The organism is Bacillus cereus group sp. N8 (assembly GCF_016483685.1).
In the GTDB taxonomy this organism is placed as follows: Bacteria; Bacillota; Bacilli; order Bacillales; family Bacillaceae_G; genus Bacillus_A; species Bacillus_A proteolyticus.
Genome location: NZ_JAEHBK010000051.1, coordinates 1 through 18,928 on the forward strand (window position 1 = coordinate 1; position 18,928 = coordinate 18,928).

The following is an 18,928-nucleotide window of genomic DNA, read 5'->3' on the forward strand; positions in this document are numbered from 1 at the left end:
AAAAGTGCCGGTGAGAAATGGGATGTATTGAGAAAAGGTACAAAATGGGTAGGGGAGAACATCCCTTTCCTAAAAGGGCTTGCTGATGATGCCTTGGTGTTGGAAGGTTTTTTAGGCGCGGCGGGATCCGCTATTAGTGGGATTGCGATAGGTGCGACGAAGTTAGGGAGCCTAGTCTTAGAGCTTGGTGAGTGGGGCTTTAACTCGATACGCGGCGTAGAAACAGAACAGTGGAAACTGGACGATATTTATGGAGCAGGTAATACGCTGAAAAATCTTGGACAAGCCATCATCAGTTGGCAGGATTATCCTAAGTATGGTAAGACACTATTTAACTCCGTAAAAGGTTATGTAGAAAAAGCATTGACCGATCCTTATGCTCTTGGTGGAGCGATATTTGATATTGGTAGTTGTTTTGTCGGTGTTGGTGAAGTAACAGCTGCAGTGAAAGGATCAGCTGCATTCGGAAAACTCGCAGAGGGTGCAAAAGTCTTTCAAGTAGCAGAGAAAAGCGGTAAAATAGTTGGTAAGTTGGAAGAAGTAGCGGCATTTATGAATAAGTTGCCGGGTAGTATGAAGAATGTCGTGGAGAAGATTAAAAATATTGAGATCCCGAATTTATCCCCTAAACCTTCATTAGTCGGCGTTGGGAATGTAGGAGAAGGAAATACACTTGGTAGAGAGTTATTTTCTGTTGCTAAGAGTGAAACTAAGGGGCAAGCGCAAAATGCGAATCGGTTATCTGGAGAGAAATTCGATAATCCTTCTCTTAATATAGAGAAGAAAACATCTGTAGGGAATGAACCTGTGTTTGAGAAAAAGCCAGCGCAGTTTTTTGATGGGTTGGATTTGAAGAGTGGTCAGAAAGTTCCTCCAGAGGGGTTAAGTAATGCTGAGCTAAATACCAGTGATAGTGTTAAAAACCTTATTAATAATAGTGGGTATTCAGTAGATGAATTTGTTGAGTTGTTACATCCAGATAGGGTGTTAAATGCTAATGAAAAGACAGTAGTTGATAATATAAGAAATGAAATTGGAGTACCTGATGTTGGTACAAAGATGAAAAAAGTAATCCCGCAAAGTGATATATATAAGTATTTATATGACGAAAACTATACAGGTGTAAGAGGATTTACTGCAGTTGATGAGCATAGTGCAAATTTAAAAACACTGTTTGAAAATTATGACGGAGCTAGGCTTGACTATGATGGAACGATGTTTAAAGTAGATCATGGAGGAAATGGTGTATCAACACCAATTGGTGCACCAGATAGGTTTTATGGGGCTATTGAATATATAGAAAATGATCCATCAAAGTTGACGATTCCAAGGTGGGAAGCTAATGTCGATAATTATCCATTTACTGCAAGAGGGTTCACAGGAAGTAAAAATATTGTATTACCGGAATTTTCATATGAGAGGGGTTATACAAGAGCTTTCCAGAATGGAGATGTATTGAATATTATAGATTCAGAAACTGGCAATGTAGCAACAAAATTTGAATTTAATAAAAAATTTGGATGGGCTCCAGAGGGGTTAAGTAATGCTGAGCTAAATACCAGTGATAGCGTTAAAAACCTTATTAATAATAGTGGGTATTCAGTAGATGAATTTGTTGAGTTGTTACATCCAGATAGGGTGTTAAATGCTAATGAAAAGACAGTAGTTGATAATATAAGAAATGAAATTGGAGTACCTGATGTTGGTACAAAGATGAAAAAAGTAATCCCGCAAAGTGATATATATAAGTATTTATATGACGAAAACTATACAGGTGTAAGAGGATTTACTGCAGTTGATGAGCATAGTGCAAATTTAAAAACACTGTTTGAAAATTATGACGGAGCTAGGCTTGACTATGATGGAACGATGTTTAAAGTAGATCATGGAGGAAATGGTGTATCAACACCAATTGGTGCACCAGATAGGTTTTATGGGGCTATTGAATATATAGAAAATGATCCATCAAAGTTGACGATTCCAAGGTGGGAAGCTAATGCCGATAATTATCCATTTACTGCAAGAGGGTTTACAGGAAGTAAGAATATTGCATTACCAGAATTTTCATATGAAAGGGGTTATGCAAGAGCTTTCCAAGATGGAGATATATTGAATATTATAGATTCAGAAACTGGCAATGTAGCAACAAAATTTGAATTTAATAAAAAAATCGGATGGGTTATGACTGACTAGGAAGGAAGTATAATAAAGTATGAGTGACTACGCTATTTATAAAAATAATTTGTATAGAATAGATGTATCGGATAATAACCTAGAGCTTATAAGTAATTCAAATGAATCCATAAAATATGGATTTAAAGAATTAAAATTTGAACAAGGATTCGTTTCAAAAGTAATATATATAAAAGAGGTTGATATTAATGAAGTAGAGATGGCTTATAAATTGAAATACAAAGTAATATATAAGGAAAAAGAATTTGTTCCATGGGCAATAGGTAAGTTTATACTAGAAATAAATAAAATTACGCTAGGTACAAGTGATGAAAAAGAAGCTAGAAATTATGGATTTGAAAAGATGGAACAATTTGTTTTTAAAAAAGAGGTTCCAATAGAGGAAGTAGATGCTTTAATAGAAATTAAGGATCCTATTTTGAAATTTCAAAATATGGATGAAAAGGTCACTAGAATCGAACAAAAGGATATAAGAAGTTATTTAAAGAACCTTTTAGAATAGATTATATTTAATTATATTGTATTAAAAGGAGAAAAAATGAAAATGAGTAGTGTATCTATACAAGAAAAAATAAATGAATTAAATAGAATAGAAAAAAGCTCAGAGCATTATTTAAATAAATATAATGAAATTTTAAGATCTATAGTCAGTTTAAAAGAAATATACACTGTAGTTAGTAGAAATACAACAGATGAAGAAGTTAAAGATAATAAAGGGAAAATATTCTTTGGATTAAATAATAACATGCCTACAATGTGGCTTTTTTCAGAAGAAAAAATAGCAAAGGAATATGCAGAGTATTACCAATTTAAGAGAAATGACATATATTTAGTAAAAAAAGTTGAATTCCAAGAGTTACTAATAAGTTCTTATTATGCAATGTTCTCTGGTATATACCAAGTCATTATTGATGAAGGAAGAGATTTCATAATCTGCAACATATATGATTTGGTAAATGAATGTTTTGTAAAACAAGGTCAACCTCCAGTATTAGCTAAAAGTGAATATGCAATTATGAATGTATTAAATAGTGTAAGATTCTGCGATGATAAGTTGTGGATTGTTCCAAGTAAGGATACAATAGGTGAAGAAATAATACTAAATAAATTTGTCCCAGTGGTAGAAAAAGATTATATTAAAGTTTTTATTAGTGAAAAAGATTGCAAAAAGTATTCTAAAGAGCAAGGAAATACAAATGAAATTGCAATAGATATGAATATGAGTAGCTTGCAAAATATAATAAAAGTAACTATTGATAATAATATAAAAAATGTGAGGTTTTTAATTAATGATAGTGAAGTTAAGATGAGTACTACTAAATTATACAATATATTACAACGAATGCACGGAGCAGAGTAGTAGATAAAATTAAAGGTAATTTTAAGTTAATGAAATTAAAAAGTTTTAAAATATTCTGCCATTTAAATGATTTTTGCTCTAAATGAAAGATGTAATGAAAAGAAAAAATAATTATATATTATAGCTAAGAATAGAACCAATGATTCTAATGGAAGAAGCATTGGTTCTATTTTTATGTGAAAGAAATTGAGATGAGTAATAACAATGTGTTTGAATGTAGCAAGAAAAATAGATACGATATATACCAACATAAAAAATAACTGCAGAAAATCTAGATCCCAAGCTGCGGCCAGTAGTAGCTTAGGATGTACCTGTAGAACATAACTAGTGGCTTGAGCAGAAAACGGCAGCGTTTTTTGATGGGTTGAATTTGAAGAGTGGTGCTAAATATACTCATAGTATGATAGAGAATCCTGGGCCTTTAGCTGAAATGAGGGGAAATCCAGTATCAAACTTTCTAGCAGGCAAATATAATGTGAAAATTTTGGATGAAGATACAACTATATATCGTTCAGGCAAAAAAGGAGGATTAACAATTCTGGGAGAAGAACAAAATGCGCTTGGATAGTGGTTTACAAGAGAACTAGCAGAATCAGTTGCAAAAGTACGGTTAGATTCTACGATTAAAGCTCAATGGATAGATCCTAAAACAGGTGTACTGACAGGTACTTCGCCAATAGAATCAACATACGCAATAAAAATTCCTAAAGGAACTACAATATATGAACGGCCGGTTGGATATCAAGGAGTTCATTACCTTGGTGTAGAAAATTGTAATCAAATTTTTATTTCGGAACCATGGAAGATTAATGGGGTAGAGCCTTTAAGTGAAGCACCAATAAAATAGGAGGTATGATAGTGAGTTCAAGTAAGCTAGTAATAGATAAATTAGAAAAACTTTTTAGTGAATTGGGTGTAATATTAGAGGGAAATAAGAAAGGTGATATAGATTATCAGATATCTGAAGTTAGATATGTAATTAATATTTTAAATGAATGCCAAAATAATAATTATATAGACTTTGATGATGTTATAAATGAAATAAAATTAACTTATAGTAATCTATATCCACCAAGAGGAGGATTATCTGATTTCTTTATATGGAAGGCAGATTTTAATGAACGTGTTAGAGCTAATGAGCCTTTAGGGAGAATTGGGGATGAATTGGGGGAAATGTTAAAGTAATTAATTGTAAAGGAATAGAAAATAATTGGTTCTGTTGCAAAGTTTTTTAACAGAGAAAAAGTTGGTAGGATTGCAGATGGATTTTATGCAATCGTTAGTAATTGTTGTAATTCATTATACGTCGAAAAAACGAAGTTTGGTTGTTGCAAACTTCGTTTTCGTTTATATAGAGCATGAACGGTTTCAATACCTTTCAAGGTACGTGAAGCATGACGAAGGCTTTGAATCCTGTAGATTTGGCAAAACGTCTTTTTACATGTCTATGGTCTTGTTCAATGAGATTGTTCAAATGTTTGACTGTACAATGAGTTGTACGTCTATAAAAACCTTGTTTTTTTAATCAATGTAATCTCTTCTTCCTGCAAGAATTAGTTTTTTATGTTATTAGAAGTGGGTTCTTCTAAGTTTATCAGATACCTTATATGTAAATAAAATCCCAGGAAATCATAGTTCCTAGGATTTTTTATCAATTTGGTTAAGAAGCATAGCATGATTTAGCTTAAATCTTTAAGTAGATTATTTTCCCATGGAACAACACTCAATAGAGTTTTTTTATAATTAAACAAGTGCAATACGTAATTAATATTATACTTATCTTTATTTATGAATTCTATATCATTTGCGTTAAAGTGGCTGCCGATACGAAAGGCGTTAAAATACTCGTGCCAATCTGAATAAGAATGTTGTGAAAGTCGTGCAGCCTGTATCATAAAGTTCTTTGCTTCCTGTTTTGATAAATAACCGAGTCTTCTACCGACCCGACATAAACAGATACACCATGCATAATCAAACGCTGCAATTCCGGAATCCGTCAAAATATGTAATCCGTAATTAGCAATATAAAGTTTTTCATAGTCAGGATGGTCTTTCGATAATTGCTTTCGCGCTGCCTCGGAAAGAGGATTCAATTGATGGCGTATACGATTAAATTCCTGCCGTGTTCCTTCTTCTAAAAACCAAATGATTTTCTCTTTTAACTCCGTCGAATTTTCGATCTTCCATGTCCATAACACGTTCTTCAAAAAACGTTTCCCAATAAAGCGGTCTCTGATAAGGGTGAATTCATATCGGGTAAAGTAGTTTGTAAGATAAAAACAATTCAAACAAACGGAAGACAGACAGCGGAAATATAGTTCGAGCTGTTTCTCTCGTTTTCTTTTATATAAAACAGGCATTCTGTCTCCTCCTTATGCTAATGTTTTAAGCCTAACGAATTTCCATGCTTCCCAACTAAGTGGAAGTAGGAGAAGTAATGCATATTTAGATGGTAATGGGGTTAAAACAATAAGAATCATAAAGATCAAATAAACCCAGGTGCGGCTAATAAATATAAATAAAAGGTATAGCGCATATTGGATAATAAACTTCATATTTATTTCTTGTTTCTGTCTCTTCTCTGGAATTTCAGTGTGAATTCGAATACTGTATGAGCGAAATTCTACGCGCTCCGGATAACGCTTTACCACATCTAGCCCCCTAGTGGCTACAGTTTCTATATCACCTGATTCGAACGAATACTTCACTAATAAGAACTGTGCGCCCATATGCTCCGGCTCAATCGAAAGTAGATGCTCACAGTCCTTGATAGCATCCGCAAACTGCCCGCGGTCATAGTAAATCTGAGCGCGATACATTAAAGCATCCAGGTCATCTGGGCAAATGACAAGTATGTCATTGAATGATTGTAACGCACGTTCTTTATTTTCGATGCGCAAATAATAAATGCCCTGCATGCGTAAAAGTTCCGGATCTTCTTGATAAAGCTCGTATGCAAAATCGAGTGCACTTTTTGCTGTTTCTAAGTTATTATTCATAAGTGTGAGCTGGACTTCTTCACGTAAATGAAAATACGCTTCAAAATCTAAATCATCACTTTTCTTGAAAATATCATAACGCATTTCCTTCTCGCCACTCATTCTCTCTAGCAAAAATTGTACCGTTTCTTCACCGTATTCAAACTCTAACTCCTCTTTTTGCTCACTAAAGCGAAATACATTGTCGAGAAGTTCCCAAATCGAGCGGGGGAAATGGTAATGATATTGTAAAAATTCTATTAATCTATCTTGAATCACTGCCGCATGTTCTACGTCCCATATCACATCGGAACTTAATAAGTCTTCCCAATTTTTCGGCTCGATTCGTGCAAAGTAATCGTTATACAGCGTCTCGATTTTTTCCGTAAATGCGTGAACGGGATGTTCTGAAACGAGAGTAGCGGTAAGTTCAGCATCACCATCCATCCATGTAGGAGAAACAGGATGGATATAGGAATTTCCTTCGTTTTCATCTGTTTTTTCTAGTTGAGAGGGAGGTGCGGTCTTCATTTGTTTTGCGCTTTTTATCGCTTTATCAAATGCTTCTCTCAGTCTCTGATATCCTTCAGGATCTTCTTCGGGATGATAAATCTTTAGAAGTTTTGCATAAGCCTTTTTAATAGCTGCAATATTATCGGTAGGGTCAATTTCTAACGTTTCCCAAATGCTCATGAATGACAGACCCACCTTTCAATATTCTCTAAATGCTCTTTTAATATATGAGCAGCTTCTTTCACTTTTTTATCATTTTGCGTTGTGAGCGCATTTTCAAATTGCTGTAACAAGATAGCGACTTTCTGGCGTTCGTCACCGAGTAATTCTTCATAGAGCCGTTCGCCTTTTGCGAGCAGCAATCGGTTTTCGGACCGGTCTCGTGGATGAATTTTAATTTCTTTCAATTCTAGTAGTCTAGCTTCAATTTCTTTTTCTGTAAGATTTCCGGCATTTTGTTGGATAATTGCTCTTTTTTTCTCTCCAGTCGTTGTACTTATTACCTCGACTTCGAGAATGCCATTTATGTCATATGTATAACGAATGTCAATCGCCTCTTGTCCAGCAGGAGCAGGAGGGACTTTAATTTTAAGTTCGCCAAGTTTTAAGTTATTTTTAACCAAGCGGTTTTCTCCTTGATAAACATCGACAAGTATGGAGTGTTGTCTATCATTGACAGTATAAAGTCGTTCCACTCGACTTACAGGAATTGGTGTATTTCGTTCAATAATCGGGAAGAAGTATCCGGATTCTTGTTGTCCATTTCCGAACGCTTGAACAACACTAGTTCCTAACGTATATGGACAAACATCCGTTAAGATAACCTCTTCTAGTGCTTTGTTTCGTTCTTTTAAAGCAACTTGAATCGCAGCACCTAAAGCAACCGTTTCATCAGGATTAATATTCGCATGAGGCATGCGTCCGAACATTTTAGAAATGACGGATTTGATAAGCGGCATCCTTGTCGCCCCGCCAATTAGAATGACAGCATCTAAATCCTTAGGGTTTAGCGACGCATCGCGAAGTGCGCGTTCAATCGGATAGCGAAGCCGTAAGAGAAGCGGGGTTACTAATTTTTCAAATTCACTTCTGTTAATGCGAGTTTCATACGTCTTATTATGAATAACGACTTTCATAATCGCGGCAGGCTCATTACATAATGTAAGTTTGCAACGTTCTGCTTGTGCATAAATTAAAGATAGCGTTTTTGAGTCAAGGGAATCGGAATCGAGTTGGTGTGACTCTAAAAAAAAGGACATGAGACTGTTTGTGAAGTCTTCGCCTCCAAGATAATTATCGCCGGCAATCGATTTAACATCCATCACTCCTTCAAATAATTCCAAAATGGATACGTCAAATGTTCCACCGCCTAAATCAAATACAAGAAATTTTGTCTCTGCCGCTTCCTGATACAGTCCGTAAGCGATAGCAGCTGCCGTTGGCTCACTAATGAGACGTTCAACTTTTAATCCAGCAATTTCAGCAGCTCGTTTTGTCGCTTTGCGCTGAGCATCGTTGAAATAAGCAGGTACGCTAATGACAGCACCAGTAACCGCTTCGTTTAAATAAGCTTCTGCATCTTGTTTTAAAGATTGGATGATAAAAGATGAAAGTTCTTCTGAAGAAAATGTATACATACCTAACTCGTATTTTTTCTCTGTTCCTATAAATCGCTTAAACGTTGATGCTGTAACGTTCGGATGGGTAATCAGCCGTTCTTTGGCGATGCGTCCGACTAAAACTTCACCGCTCTCGTCAACGCTGATGACAGATGGTGTAAGATATTCGCCAAGTGCATTGGGGATAAGGGCTGCACCATGATCCGTCCAATAGGCTACTAAACTATTCGTTGTTCCTAGGTCAATTCCAATCGTTACCATAATAATCTCCTCTCGTTTTTTATCCATCATACTATATATTATTATAATAATATATAGTATGATGGATAAAAATGGAATCATAGGGTTTTATTCCTTGAAGGAAAGGGAGAGAAACAGATAGTTTAGTAGTGTTGAGTTTGTTATAAGCAAAGAGGTATAATTTTATCAGAATGTTTTTACAAACATGGTGAAATTTTATGTAAAGGGTGGTAAAGAGGTCAGATGATAATTGGAATTATATGTTTGATTTTAGGAATAGCGTTAATTTGGATGAGTGGAGGGGGACTTTTATTATTGGTGCCTGGCATTTTGTTTACAGTGGCGGGCGGTGTTATATGTGTGATTTTTAGACGGTTAGAAAAAGAAAGAAGAAGATTAAGTAAGAATGGTTAGAAGTTACATATTGTATAGTTTGTACTTACATGATTAGGCGGAAGCATCGAGTCTAAAATATCTCTTATATTTTATAAATTATAAAAAAGAACCCTAAACCTCTTGTTTTAGGGTTCTAATCATGAAAGAATCGTTATTCTATATGACTAGTTAACAAATAGACAATATATCTATTTTGTCGCTTTTCGTCCTTCTAATATTCAGTATAGAGATAAACTGAAAAGGGCAATGAGTACGAGAATGAATAGGATATTGCTAAACATGGAAACGTCCGCATTGTTTGCAATTCCTAGGAAGCTTTGGCGCATTGCGGAATGGTCCATCATTGCTGCTGTATAGGTAATACCGATTGACATCGCGACATTGAGTGTTAAATTATAAAACTCGATTGCTGTTCCTGTTTTTTCTTTCTCGATTGTACAAATGCAAGAATCAAGTAATGGTGCATACATGAATGCAAATGAACTAGAGAATAGAACCATAGATATGACGAATACAATGGCAATTACCAATGTCCATTGTATATTTGGAGGAATTTAGATTTATAAAAGAAATTAAATAAGTAGGAGGTTTAGAATGAATATTAGTGAGTTAAAAACTAGATTGAATGAATTAGGAATAGAAGAACATGAATACAACTTAGGTGATAAATCTATTGGTGAATTGGAATTAGGTATATTAAAAGAAGAAAAAGTATGGAAAATATATCAATCGTTAGAGAGAGGTGGAATGAATATTATAGATACTTTTGAAAATGAAAATGATGCTTGTGAATTGATATTAAAATATTTGATAATGCGAAAGAATCGAAGAGAGAGAAGAAAATAATGTTTTTCTCCTAAAAAATACCTAGCATTAACCATAAAGCGATAAAATCAATTTATGGTTAATGCTAGGTATTTTTTGTTCTGAATTAAAACAATCAACTTGTACGACCGATGAATTACATGCTTACTTAAATAATATTGACAGTAAGTTAGCAGAAGAAGTGGAGAAAACAGGGAAATGGCCAGAAGAAGTACAAATTCCAAAGAATTCTGATGTCTTAAGGGCTGATGGACACATTGACTGGGGGCAAGTACCAAACGGTGGCTATGTTGTAAATAAAGATGGGAAAGTCATGAAGGCTGAGTATACACCCAAAATAGGTGAAGTTATTGACCGATATGGACCGTCAAATGGTACGTATACATCACCTGTGGTAAATGGAAAACCTTATAGTTACAGCGAGAGAGCTCTTCCGTATTTGGAAGATGTGAGCAAATACTTTCAATATGAGGTTGTAAGTGATTTCTCGAATATAAAAACCTATATTGATAACTGTAGTGACCCTACACTAAAAGCACAGGTAGATGCTGCTATTCAAAAGTACTATTGTGGTGATTATAGCAAATTAAAAGCACAAATTGGAGAGATAGCCCCAGGTTTTGGGACCATAAAAGGGGGAACACAAATACAACTTCCTTTAACAGTCGAACAATTAGAAGGATTGAAATTATTGAAACAAATAAAATAAGGAGGATAATTTTAATATGACAAGAGATGAGGCAAAACGAATCCTATCAGAAGAAGGACTAAAATATTATAACTGGTTTCATGAAAAAGATGTGGATCCGGATAAGGTTCTAATTTATAAAGAGGATAATAAGTGGCTTGTTTGTGCAACTGATGAGAGAGCGAGTATTGTAGAAACCTCAATTGCTTATTATGGTAATGAAGAAGAGGCATTAGATGATTTTATTAAACGAGTAAGATTGGAAAAGATATTAAAGCCATGAAGATAAAAGGTTGAATTATTTATTTTTAAATATAGTTAAAAAGCAGTAACCCGAAATTAATTTCAGGTTACTACTTTTTAAGTTAGTCCTCAAAGTCATCAAGGTTATAAGTTTTTTCTCAATAACTTTCCCATCATCATTTAGCTTGACTTTCGTTCATACTTCTTGATCGTAAGGATTAGGATGTTTGTTCCCATCAAGTATTTCTCCAAATTCATCGTAACAGAAATAATCATTATATTGATTTTACAATCTTTTTGAGCTTCTGATCTGAGACGGCTTTTTTAATCGAAAGTATATTTTTCACTGTCCGTTTTGAAGAGTTAATATGTACTCTCGAAAATGTTTTTTAAAAAATCCCCCCACTCTTCTTGGGTTAATCCCGCCTCATATTTATCCCATTCTAAATTTAATATCAAGTCCATGAACTTTCGGTAGCCATTGGGAATGTGGGAGAAAGAAAAACACTTGGAGAAGTATTTTCTGCTGTTAAGAGTGGAACTAAGGGGACGGATGATATTGGAACACCGCCTCGATACGGGAAAAGAAGAATCTTAAAGGAATTATATGATGAATTAAGAGATGGAACGCCTATTGCAAAGTTACGAGAAAAAGTTAACGAGAGCATTGAGGATAAAATAGGAACGCCTGCCCCTGCTTTACCTGGTAAGTATATTACAGGTAGACTTCAAGCTGATCATATCGTATCAATGAAAAATATGGCGAAGATGGAGAATTTTGATAAACTAACAAAAGAACAACAACTTAAGGTTTTAAATAATGAAGGGAATTTTTTAGTATTAAGTGAAGCAGCCAATAAATCTAAGGGGATCTAAACCTTATTCTGATTGGACAATTTATAAGAAAGAAAATATTGAAGTTGACCCTAAGTTTAGAGAAGAAATGATAAAGAAGGAAAAAGAATTAGAAATGAAATTACAAAAACAAATTGATGATTTTGTTGAAGGAAATAAAAAAGGATATAGATAAATAAAGGAGATGACATAGCATTATGGAACAAAAACTTGGGTTCTTAAGAAAATATAAAAGAAATGCACAACTTATATCATGCCATGAGATTAATAAACTTGATTGTGGGAAAATACCAAATTCATGGTATGAATTGTTTCAAGAAGAAAACGTAGACAAGAGAGTTGATATTGTTTTATCGATATGGAAAGAGCAAGTAGGGGTGGAATTAAGAAACACTATTTCTTATTTGTCTAGGCACCTTGAAGAAGTAGAGCTTATGGATATAAACGGTAGATATTCAATTTTATACACTATTAAAACAGATAATGGTGAAATTCAATATTATGAGGGGGGAAATCCCAAAGATGAGTTTAATAATGAAGAATTAGAAAAATATTGGGATAAGTTTCCTTCAACAATACGAAATTTTTATCAAACTGTTCATAATGGTTTCTATTTTTATGCGAGCCAATCTATGGGGTTAGTTCCTTTAGAAGATGTAACTTTTTTTGATGATGATGAATGGGGTATTATCGAGGAGTTAGAAGAGCCTTTACAAATTGATTTACAAACTACTTTTGGTTTCTTCAAAAGTGGTTTGGGTGGTTATGTTGCAGTAGATTATAAGAATTCTAATAATGATAATGCGACTTTATGGTGTACGAATAAAGAGCCTAGATATAATATGAATTTTTGGGACATAGTTGATGAATGGATAGTAATTGGATTTGAAGTTTAGTTTAAATAAGGATGGCTCTGTTGCAAAGTTTTTATATAAACAAAAAAATCCTAATTTAGTAGGTAGAGTTTATGCAACTTTGAATAGTTTCTCTAATTCATTGTACGTCGAAAAAACGAAGTTTGGTTGTTGCAAACTTCGTTTTTGTTTATATAGGGCATGAATAGTTTCGATGCCTTTCAAGGTACGTGAAGCATGGCGAAGACTTTGAAATCCTGCGGATTTGGAAAAACGTCGCTTGATATGTCTATGATCCTGTTCGATGAGATTATTCAAATGCTTGATTGTGCAATGAATGGTATGCTTATAAAAGCCTTGCTCTCTCAATTTATTGAATGTGCAAAGTAACGTGGGAGCCTTGCCTGTTGTGAGAACCGTTGTTTCTCCAAATGTTTTTACTAGTCTTTTCATAAAGGCATAAGCAGCTTGATGATCTCGTTTTTTGCGAAGCTGAATATCCAATGTGTGTCCATCTTTATCAATTGATTGATAGAGATAACGCCATTCGCCTTTCACTTTGATATAGGTTTCATCCAGGTGCCAAGACAGCTGCACAGATTTGTTTTTCTTTTTCCCAATCTGATAAATGAGATTTCCATATTCATGAACCCATCGCATGATGGTAGTGGGATGGACCGATACACCACGTTCTTTCAAAATTTCAGATACATCTCGATAACTTAAAGAAAACGATGATAGTAGCCGACGGCTACCAAAATAATATCTTGTTTAAACTGTTTTCCTTTAAAATATCCCATTTATGATTCTCCTCATTCTGTTTTGCAAAAGTTTAGCTTACTTTTAAAAACTTTGCAACAGAACCATAAAAGTTCTACTGAAATTGAGTTAATTCCAACAGATTTCCATGCTAATATACCACATATAGGCTCAGCATCAGATTTAAGAGGAGGAAAATAAAATGAACAAAATAATAAAGCAAGTATTAAATGAAATAATTGATTCGGAAATGGTAGTCTCAAAAAAAGAAGATGCATATAAGTCAATCGAAACAATTGAACGAATATATGGTGTAGATTTACCATTAGACTACAAAGAGTTTTTGCTTGAATATGGAGGGTGTTTTATTAAAGATAATAGAATGTATCAGGCAATTGAAGTTACCCCTGTAACCCCCGAGGATGGTTTTGATTCGATAGGTGGTTTTTATGGTATTACTAATGATGCCTATGAAATTGAATCAATCATTCAAACTTATAAGGATATTTTAGGAAGTATTGTAATGCCTATTGCAGATGCTGACGGGGGAGATTTAATATGTATAGGCTTAAAAAATAAATACAGGGGTAAAATTTATTATTGGTATCATGAAGGTAAAATACTAGACGAAGATGGAAAAGAATATTATTATCTTATAGCAAACTCTTTTGAAGAATTTATTTTAAAATTTTCAATTCATGAAAGAAAAAATGTAAATTTAGATGACATCGAACTCTTTTTAGACGAAGATTTATTAAAAGATTAAATAATACTCAACAGTGAAAAGCAGCAGGTATTAGAAGAAAAGTAAATACAATCAAACCAGGGGGCACATTTCATGTTTAATTTACAAGAAGATATGTATGAACAATTGAAAGAGAAAAAAGAGGAAGTCGCTGTATTTTTAAAAAATGGCGTTCCAGTACGTGGACAGATTCTTGCAACAGATAAATTTGCCATTCTAATGATGGTTCATGGTAAGCAACAGCTAGTCTATAAACAAGTCATTTCTACAATTGTTATGTAATACATACTGGATTTATGTAAACATTTCCCGATATTATATTATTACCATATAAACTATAATATAAGTAATTCTTTTTATTATTTATATTTTGTTATTTCCTGTTGCAGAATCCTTATTATAAGGATTCCTTTTTTGTATCAAGAATCTACAAAAAAGAGATAAGATCGGAGAGTATGATCTTATCTTTGGTGTACCACCACACTGCCATCAACTTAAGAATTTTATAAGGCCCCAAAACAAAAGAATGTACATTTTCCCCTGAAGATGTCAATTTTTTCGTTTTGGGGTATTTGCTTTTCTTAGCTTGATGGTGATGGAGTGACAACTTTGTAATCTTCTTGTAAGGAAAATAGATATTTAGAATCTTCCGTTTATTATAGAGTGAAGGAGTACAAGGTTAATTTTACCCCGCATTAACGGGCAGTAAGACCCACACGGATTAAAGCTTCACTTTATTGTTGGTTTTTTGTCATTGGTAGAGATGATAGCTGTGTGGTTAGTATGAAGCAGCAAGCAAACAACCAGCGATACAATATGAATTGAGGAGAGGAATGCCTTATGAAAACACGTAGTCAAATTACATTTGCAAGTCTGGCTCTTTTAATAACGGGAAGTTCCCTGCTATACACATCGCCAACCTCAATTGTAAAAGCAGAGCCCACCCAAAATGTATCTAGTTTGTCACATACAAGCACTCAACGAGATCGTAATTCCGTCAAGCAAGCAATGCGGGATACATTGCAACTTGGATTTCCGGGGATACTTGCTAAAACTTCTGAGGGTGGAAAAACGTGGGGTTATGCCGCTGGGGTAGCGAATCTGAGCACCAAGAAACCAATGGAAACAGATTTTCGCTTTCGTATTGGCAGCGTGACGAAGACATTCACCGCAACGGTTGTACTTCAATTAGTTGGGGAGAACCGCCTGAATCTAGACGACTCCATCGAAAAATGGTTGCCTGGTGTCATTCAAGGAAACAGATATGATGGTAACCAGATTACTATCCGGCAGATATTGAACCATACAAGTGGTATCGCTGACTACTTAAATTCAAAAGACGTTGATCTGATGAATACAAAAAAAACATATACCGCTGAAGAAATAGTGAAGATTGGGCTTTCTCTGCCTCCAGACTTCGCCCCTGGAAAGGGCTGGTCTTATTCAAACACAGGATACGTATTACTGGGTATCCTTATTGAAAAAGTAACCGGAAACAGCTATGCGGAAGAGATTGAAAATCGGATTATTGAACCGCTTGAGTTGTCGAATACATTCCTACCTGGCAATTCAAGCGTTATTCCAGGCACTAAGCATGCCCGTGGATATGTCCAACCAGACGGAGCAAGTGAGTTAAAAGACGTTACTTATTATAACCCAAGTATAGCTAGCTCGGCTGGAGAGATGATTTCTACTGCTGACGACTTAAACAAATTCTTTTCTTCCTTGCTCGGTGGCAAATTACTGAAGGAACAGCAACTAAAACAAATGCTTACTACAGTTCCTACAGGATTTGATGAAATCAGCGGATATGGTCTTGGAATCTATGAAACTAAGCTTCCAAACGGTGTCTCGATATGGGGACACACAGGTAGCATTCCAGGGTTTGTTACTCTTGTTGGAGGTACACTTGGGGGCAAGCATACGTTGACCATCAATTTTAACAGTACGGATAGAGCTAACAGTCCTGATCCTTTTAAAAATATTTTACTTGCTGAATTTAGCAAGTGAGCAAAAAGGAAAACAGGATAAATTTTGTCATAGTTTTTATAGGTGTCACGCAATAACTTAAAAACTTACAAATTTATGCTATTTAAAAATATATGAACTTAAAGCACTTGATTGTCATTATGGCAATAAGTGCTTTTTTCATAGATATATTAAGACTCGATAAACAAATAAAATATAAATTATATATATGGATTGATAAATGAAATAAAATAAGTCGTGAATATTATATAAAAGATAAGACTTACTTAGGTAATATAGATAAAGAGTTATAAAAGAAGTTAGACAAAGGCTCTAAAATAGAAGTACTAAAATATAAAGGAAAGACAATCATGTATGATAGTTACGATGTAAAGTAAGGGGGATTATATTGAAAAAGAAACGGTTTAGAATTGGTTGTATTGTAGTGTTTCTAGTGTGTACGTTCCTACTCATAGGGGTAGGAACGTACAACGAGATACAAGTCAGACAACATGGTAAGTCAAGTATAGCGGAAGTCGTAGACATGAAAGAGTACACACCTAGAGGGGTTAAGACTTATGAAATCAAGTACAAAGTAGATGGTGAAACGCACACAGGTAGCGTAAGTAAGAAAGTATACAAACGTTTAGACATTGGTTCTCGCATTGAGGTTGTTGAGTACAAAGGAAAGACTATGCTATTTGAAAGTTACGGTTCAAAGTAAGGGGTATGAATAGTGAATCATAGACGTAAGAAAAAGAAGAATCCAATACACGTAGAAAAAGTACCAAATAGGGTAGAACGCATAGGAAAAGAAGAGAAACCGAAAGAGGAGCAGAGTAACAAGTTCGTTGACATTCTCCTTGGTATTCTTCTTTTCCCACTTATTATATGGGCAGTATTAGAAGGTTCTAGGGGAAAGTTAAGTAAAAAGGTAACTCTTGTGGTTATAAGTGTTATTGTTTTCATCTTAGTTGGGGTAGTTATAATAGGAAACAAATAAAGGGGTATGTTATGAGTGAAAAGAAATTCATAAACTTAGAGAAAGACCCAGAGTATGTAGACGACTATGTTGTATTTAAGAGTACAAAGTTTGGAAAAACCTACTACTTAGATTCATCTGTGAAAGAGTATACAGAGTATGAACTTGAAGCATACAAGAAAAAGAGAAGGAAGAAGGCTTGGATGTATGTAGGTATTTTCGTCTTATTCTGTTTGGTCTTGTCAGTTATAGAGGGGTATCAAAACGATGAATTAGTTAAAAACGGCAAAGTAAAAGAGGTTATGGTTCTTGGGAAACACATTGAAGAAGAGTATATCATACTGAAACACCCTACTTTAGAGTTATTTGACAATAACAAAATGAAAAAGATATGGGTGAAACAGGAACTTTACGATAAGGTATATCCGACTGACAAGGTACGAATCATTGAGTACAAAGGTGAAGTTAAGTTAGACCCTAGATATGAGGATAAAGACTTAGTCATACAGAAGTATAAGTTTGGGAGGTAATTGTAATATGGTTGAGTAAGGGGCATTTTATAAGTCCTCATAAATTTCTGGAATTGAGGGTTACTATTAATCTATAATTTATTTAAAATAAAGGTAGTGAAGAATAACTACTCTTCACCTGAAATAAATATAAAGGAGAATTATAATAATAATGACTTTTCCCAATAATGTTAACGGTATGTGTGAGTATTCAATAATAGAAATTAGATGCTTACCCTATAATTCTGAAACAATAAAATTTCAAAACGACTTTGTTCTTATTTGCAGTACATATCTTAATAAAAATGATAAAGCACATGGTCATACTACATTTGAAATCCAATCTGTAAAAGAATTATCTTATAATAATTCACACGTTAAAGAAGCCAAAAAGTTTGCATTCAAAGGTGGTACTTTAAGGATTAATGATTTTGTAAACATAATTGAGGTGAAAACTGATTATGATACAAAGATTATAGCAAACCTTTCTTACCAATATTCTAAAGATCAAGAGATGGAATATATACAAAATAAAGACTTACTCCTATTTTCTACTTCAGTAGGAATCAAAGGTTCTTTTTCTAACGTCCCTTATCTTTATCTACCACCAGAATTTAAGACCTACATGGACTACTATGATGCTCATCAAGAATCTAAAATTCTCCATGATGCTTATTATACTTTGTGTCGAAGCACAAAAGAAGATAGTGAATTCATTGAACAATTTAAGGAACTACAAGATAAACAAAGTATTTTAGAAAAAGATTTATATGATCGTTATTTACAAAACACATATAAGGACTAAATGAATTTCGTAAACTATCTCCACTTCCAGCTTGTTTAGAAGTGATCGCTTCCTTAATTCACCTATCTTGCGTGTTTATTTCTATACAAGTACAAGAATTAATCATGGATTAGGCTATCTCGTTAGTTTATATAGTTCGATAAAACGTATGTTTTATTATGAAAAAATAGTAATTCATCTCCCAACTATTTGTTGGTGCCATGCACCTACATACAAATTGAAGAGAGAGAGGAATCACCTAAATTTAGTTAAAATGATTAGATGCTGTAAATATACACATCAGATAAACAAATAAAATAAAAAAAAGAATCCCATATCATTGAACAGCTCCCTGTCAAGTAGACAGTGGAAATAATAAAAAACCTTAAGCGGCTTGAATCCTGTATTCCAATGGGC

General features: G+C 34.1%; 19 protein-coding genes and 4 pseudogenes. 17 read left to right on the forward strand and 6 right to left on the reverse strand.

All coding sequences use genetic code 11. The features are described 5' to 3' along the window. The 5 genes and pseudogenes from JDS80_RS32455 to JDS80_RS28410 form a co-directional block, all read left to right on the forward strand. Positions 1–753: pseudogene (locus JDS80_RS32455) on the forward strand (hypothetical protein); the annotation flags it as partial. 1,459 nt (positions 754–2,212) lie between these two features. Beyond that, positions 2,213–2,695: a hypothetical protein gene (locus JDS80_RS28395; RefSeq protein ID WP_025150784.1), complete on the forward strand. Its 483-nt coding sequence runs from the start codon at positions 2,213–2,215 to the stop codon at positions 2,693–2,695. A gap of 42 nt (positions 2,696–2,737) precedes the next feature. Continuing rightward, positions 2,738–3,553, forward strand: a complete 816-nt coding sequence (locus tag JDS80_RS28400; protein ID WP_199640577.1) for a hypothetical protein — start codon at positions 2,738–2,740, stop codon at positions 3,551–3,553. A 370-nt stretch (positions 3,554–3,923) separates the two neighbouring features. Then, positions 3,924–4,121, forward strand: a complete 198-nt coding sequence (locus JDS80_RS28405; RefSeq protein ID WP_199640578.1) for a hypothetical protein — start codon at positions 3,924–3,926, stop codon at positions 4,119–4,121. A 290-nt stretch (positions 4,122–4,411) separates the two neighbouring features. Continuing rightward, the gene (locus JDS80_RS28410) at positions 4,412–4,738 is read left to right on the forward strand and encodes a hypothetical protein (RefSeq protein ID WP_116733302.1); all 327 of its coding nucleotides are present in this window, start codon (positions 4,412–4,414) and stop codon (positions 4,736–4,738) included. Between the two features lie 83 nt (positions 4,739–4,821). On the opposite strand, the pseudogene JDS80_RS28415 reads toward JDS80_RS28410, so the two are convergent. The 5 genes and pseudogenes from JDS80_RS28415 to JDS80_RS28435 all read right to left on the reverse strand — a co-directional run. Continuing rightward, positions 4,822–5,078: pseudogene (locus JDS80_RS28415) on the reverse strand (DDE-type integrase/transposase/recombinase); the annotation flags it as partial. 154 nt (positions 5,079–5,232) lie between these two features. After that, entirely contained in the window at positions 5,233–5,913 is a 681-nt protein-coding gene (locus JDS80_RS28420) for a DUF1266 domain-containing protein (protein WP_071734797.1), read from the reverse strand. Between the two features lie 12 nt (positions 5,914–5,925). Further along, positions 5,926–7,224: a J domain-containing protein gene (locus JDS80_RS28425; RefSeq protein WP_071734796.1), complete on the reverse strand. Its 1,299-nt coding sequence runs from the start codon at positions 7,222–7,224 to the stop codon at positions 5,926–5,928. Continuing rightward, positions 7,221–8,924: a molecular chaperone HscC gene (locus JDS80_RS28430; protein WP_199640579.1), complete on the reverse strand. Its 1,704-nt coding sequence runs from the start codon at positions 8,922–8,924 to the stop codon at positions 7,221–7,223. The genes JDS80_RS28425 and JDS80_RS28430 overlap by 4 nt, the downstream gene beginning before the upstream one ends. 593 nt (positions 8,925–9,517) lie before the next feature. Further along, positions 9,518–9,817, reverse strand: a pseudogene (locus JDS80_RS28435) (MFS transporter); the annotation flags it as partial. A gap of 76 nt (positions 9,818–9,893) precedes the next feature. On the opposite strand from JDS80_RS28435, the gene JDS80_RS28440 reads away from it, so the two are divergent. The 5 genes and pseudogenes from JDS80_RS28440 (at position 9,894) to JDS80_RS28460 (ending at position 12,806) form a co-directional block, all read left to right on the forward strand. Next, entirely contained in the window at positions 9,894–10,145 is a 252-nt protein-coding gene (locus JDS80_RS28440) for a hypothetical protein (RefSeq protein ID WP_078214619.1), read from the forward strand. A gap of 61 nt (positions 10,146–10,206) precedes the next feature. Continuing rightward, the gene (locus JDS80_RS28445; RefSeq protein ID WP_199640580.1) at positions 10,207–10,833 is read left to right on the forward strand and encodes a TNT domain-containing protein; all 627 of its coding nucleotides are present in this window, start codon (positions 10,207–10,209) and stop codon (positions 10,831–10,833) included. A gap of 16 nt (positions 10,834–10,849) precedes the next feature. Further along, entirely contained in the window at positions 10,850–11,095 is a 246-nt protein-coding gene (locus tag JDS80_RS28450; RefSeq protein WP_071747027.1) for an Imm59 family immunity protein, read from the forward strand. A 710-nt stretch (positions 11,096–11,805) separates the two neighbouring features. Continuing rightward, positions 11,806–12,089, forward strand: a pseudogene (locus JDS80_RS28455) (hypothetical protein). Positions 12,090–12,107: 18 nt separating this feature from the next. After that, on the forward strand, positions 12,108–12,806 hold the full coding sequence (locus tag JDS80_RS28460; RefSeq protein ID WP_199640581.1) for an SMI1/KNR4 family protein: 699 nt from the start codon (positions 12,108–12,110) through the stop codon (positions 12,804–12,806). A 69-nt stretch (positions 12,807–12,875) separates the two neighbouring features. Here the strand turns inward: JDS80_RS28460 and JDS80_RS28465 are convergent. Beyond that, positions 12,876–13,564 (reverse strand): IS6 family transposase gene (locus JDS80_RS28465; RefSeq protein WP_242477449.1). Its coding sequence is split into 2 segments (ribosomal slippage): positions 12,876–13,492 and positions 13,492–13,564, totalling 690 coding nucleotides; the frame shifts between segments, so codons are not numbered across the junction. 161 nt (positions 13,565–13,725) lie between these two features. Between JDS80_RS28465 and JDS80_RS28470 the strand changes: the two genes are divergently transcribed. From JDS80_RS28470 to JDS80_RS28500, 7 genes are all read left to right on the forward strand, one after another. Next, on the forward strand, positions 13,726–14,289 hold the full coding sequence (locus JDS80_RS28470; RefSeq protein ID WP_199640582.1) for an SMI1/KNR4 family protein: 564 nt from the start codon (positions 13,726–13,728) through the stop codon (positions 14,287–14,289). Positions 14,290–14,361: 72 nt separating this feature from the next. Next, positions 14,362–14,550 (forward strand): RNA chaperone Hfq, encoded by a 189-nt coding sequence (hfq, locus tag JDS80_RS28475; RefSeq protein ID WP_199640583.1) that lies wholly within the window; start codon positions 14,362–14,364, stop codon positions 14,548–14,550. A 558-nt stretch (positions 14,551–15,108) separates the two neighbouring features. Then, entirely contained in the window at positions 15,109–16,278 is a 1,170-nt protein-coding gene (locus JDS80_RS28480) for a serine hydrolase domain-containing protein (protein WP_199640584.1), read from the forward strand. 367 nt (positions 16,279–16,645) lie between these two features. Beyond that, positions 16,646–16,960 (forward strand): hypothetical protein, encoded by a 315-nt coding sequence (locus JDS80_RS28485; protein ID WP_071734788.1) that lies wholly within the window; start codon positions 16,646–16,648, stop codon positions 16,958–16,960. 12 nt (positions 16,961–16,972) lie between these two features. Beyond that, positions 16,973–17,239: a hypothetical protein gene (locus JDS80_RS28490; protein WP_199640585.1), complete on the forward strand. Its 267-nt coding sequence runs from the start codon at positions 16,973–16,975 to the stop codon at positions 17,237–17,239. Positions 17,240–17,250: 11 nt separating this feature from the next. Beyond that, on the forward strand, positions 17,251–17,748 hold the full coding sequence (locus JDS80_RS28495; protein WP_199640586.1) for a hypothetical protein: 498 nt from the start codon (positions 17,251–17,253) through the stop codon (positions 17,746–17,748). Positions 17,749–17,899: 151 nt separating this feature from the next. Further along, on the forward strand, positions 17,900–18,532 hold the full coding sequence (locus JDS80_RS28500) for a hypothetical protein (RefSeq protein WP_000143834.1): 633 nt from the start codon (positions 17,900–17,902) through the stop codon (positions 18,530–18,532). Positions 18,533–18,928: the final 396 nt, after the last annotated feature.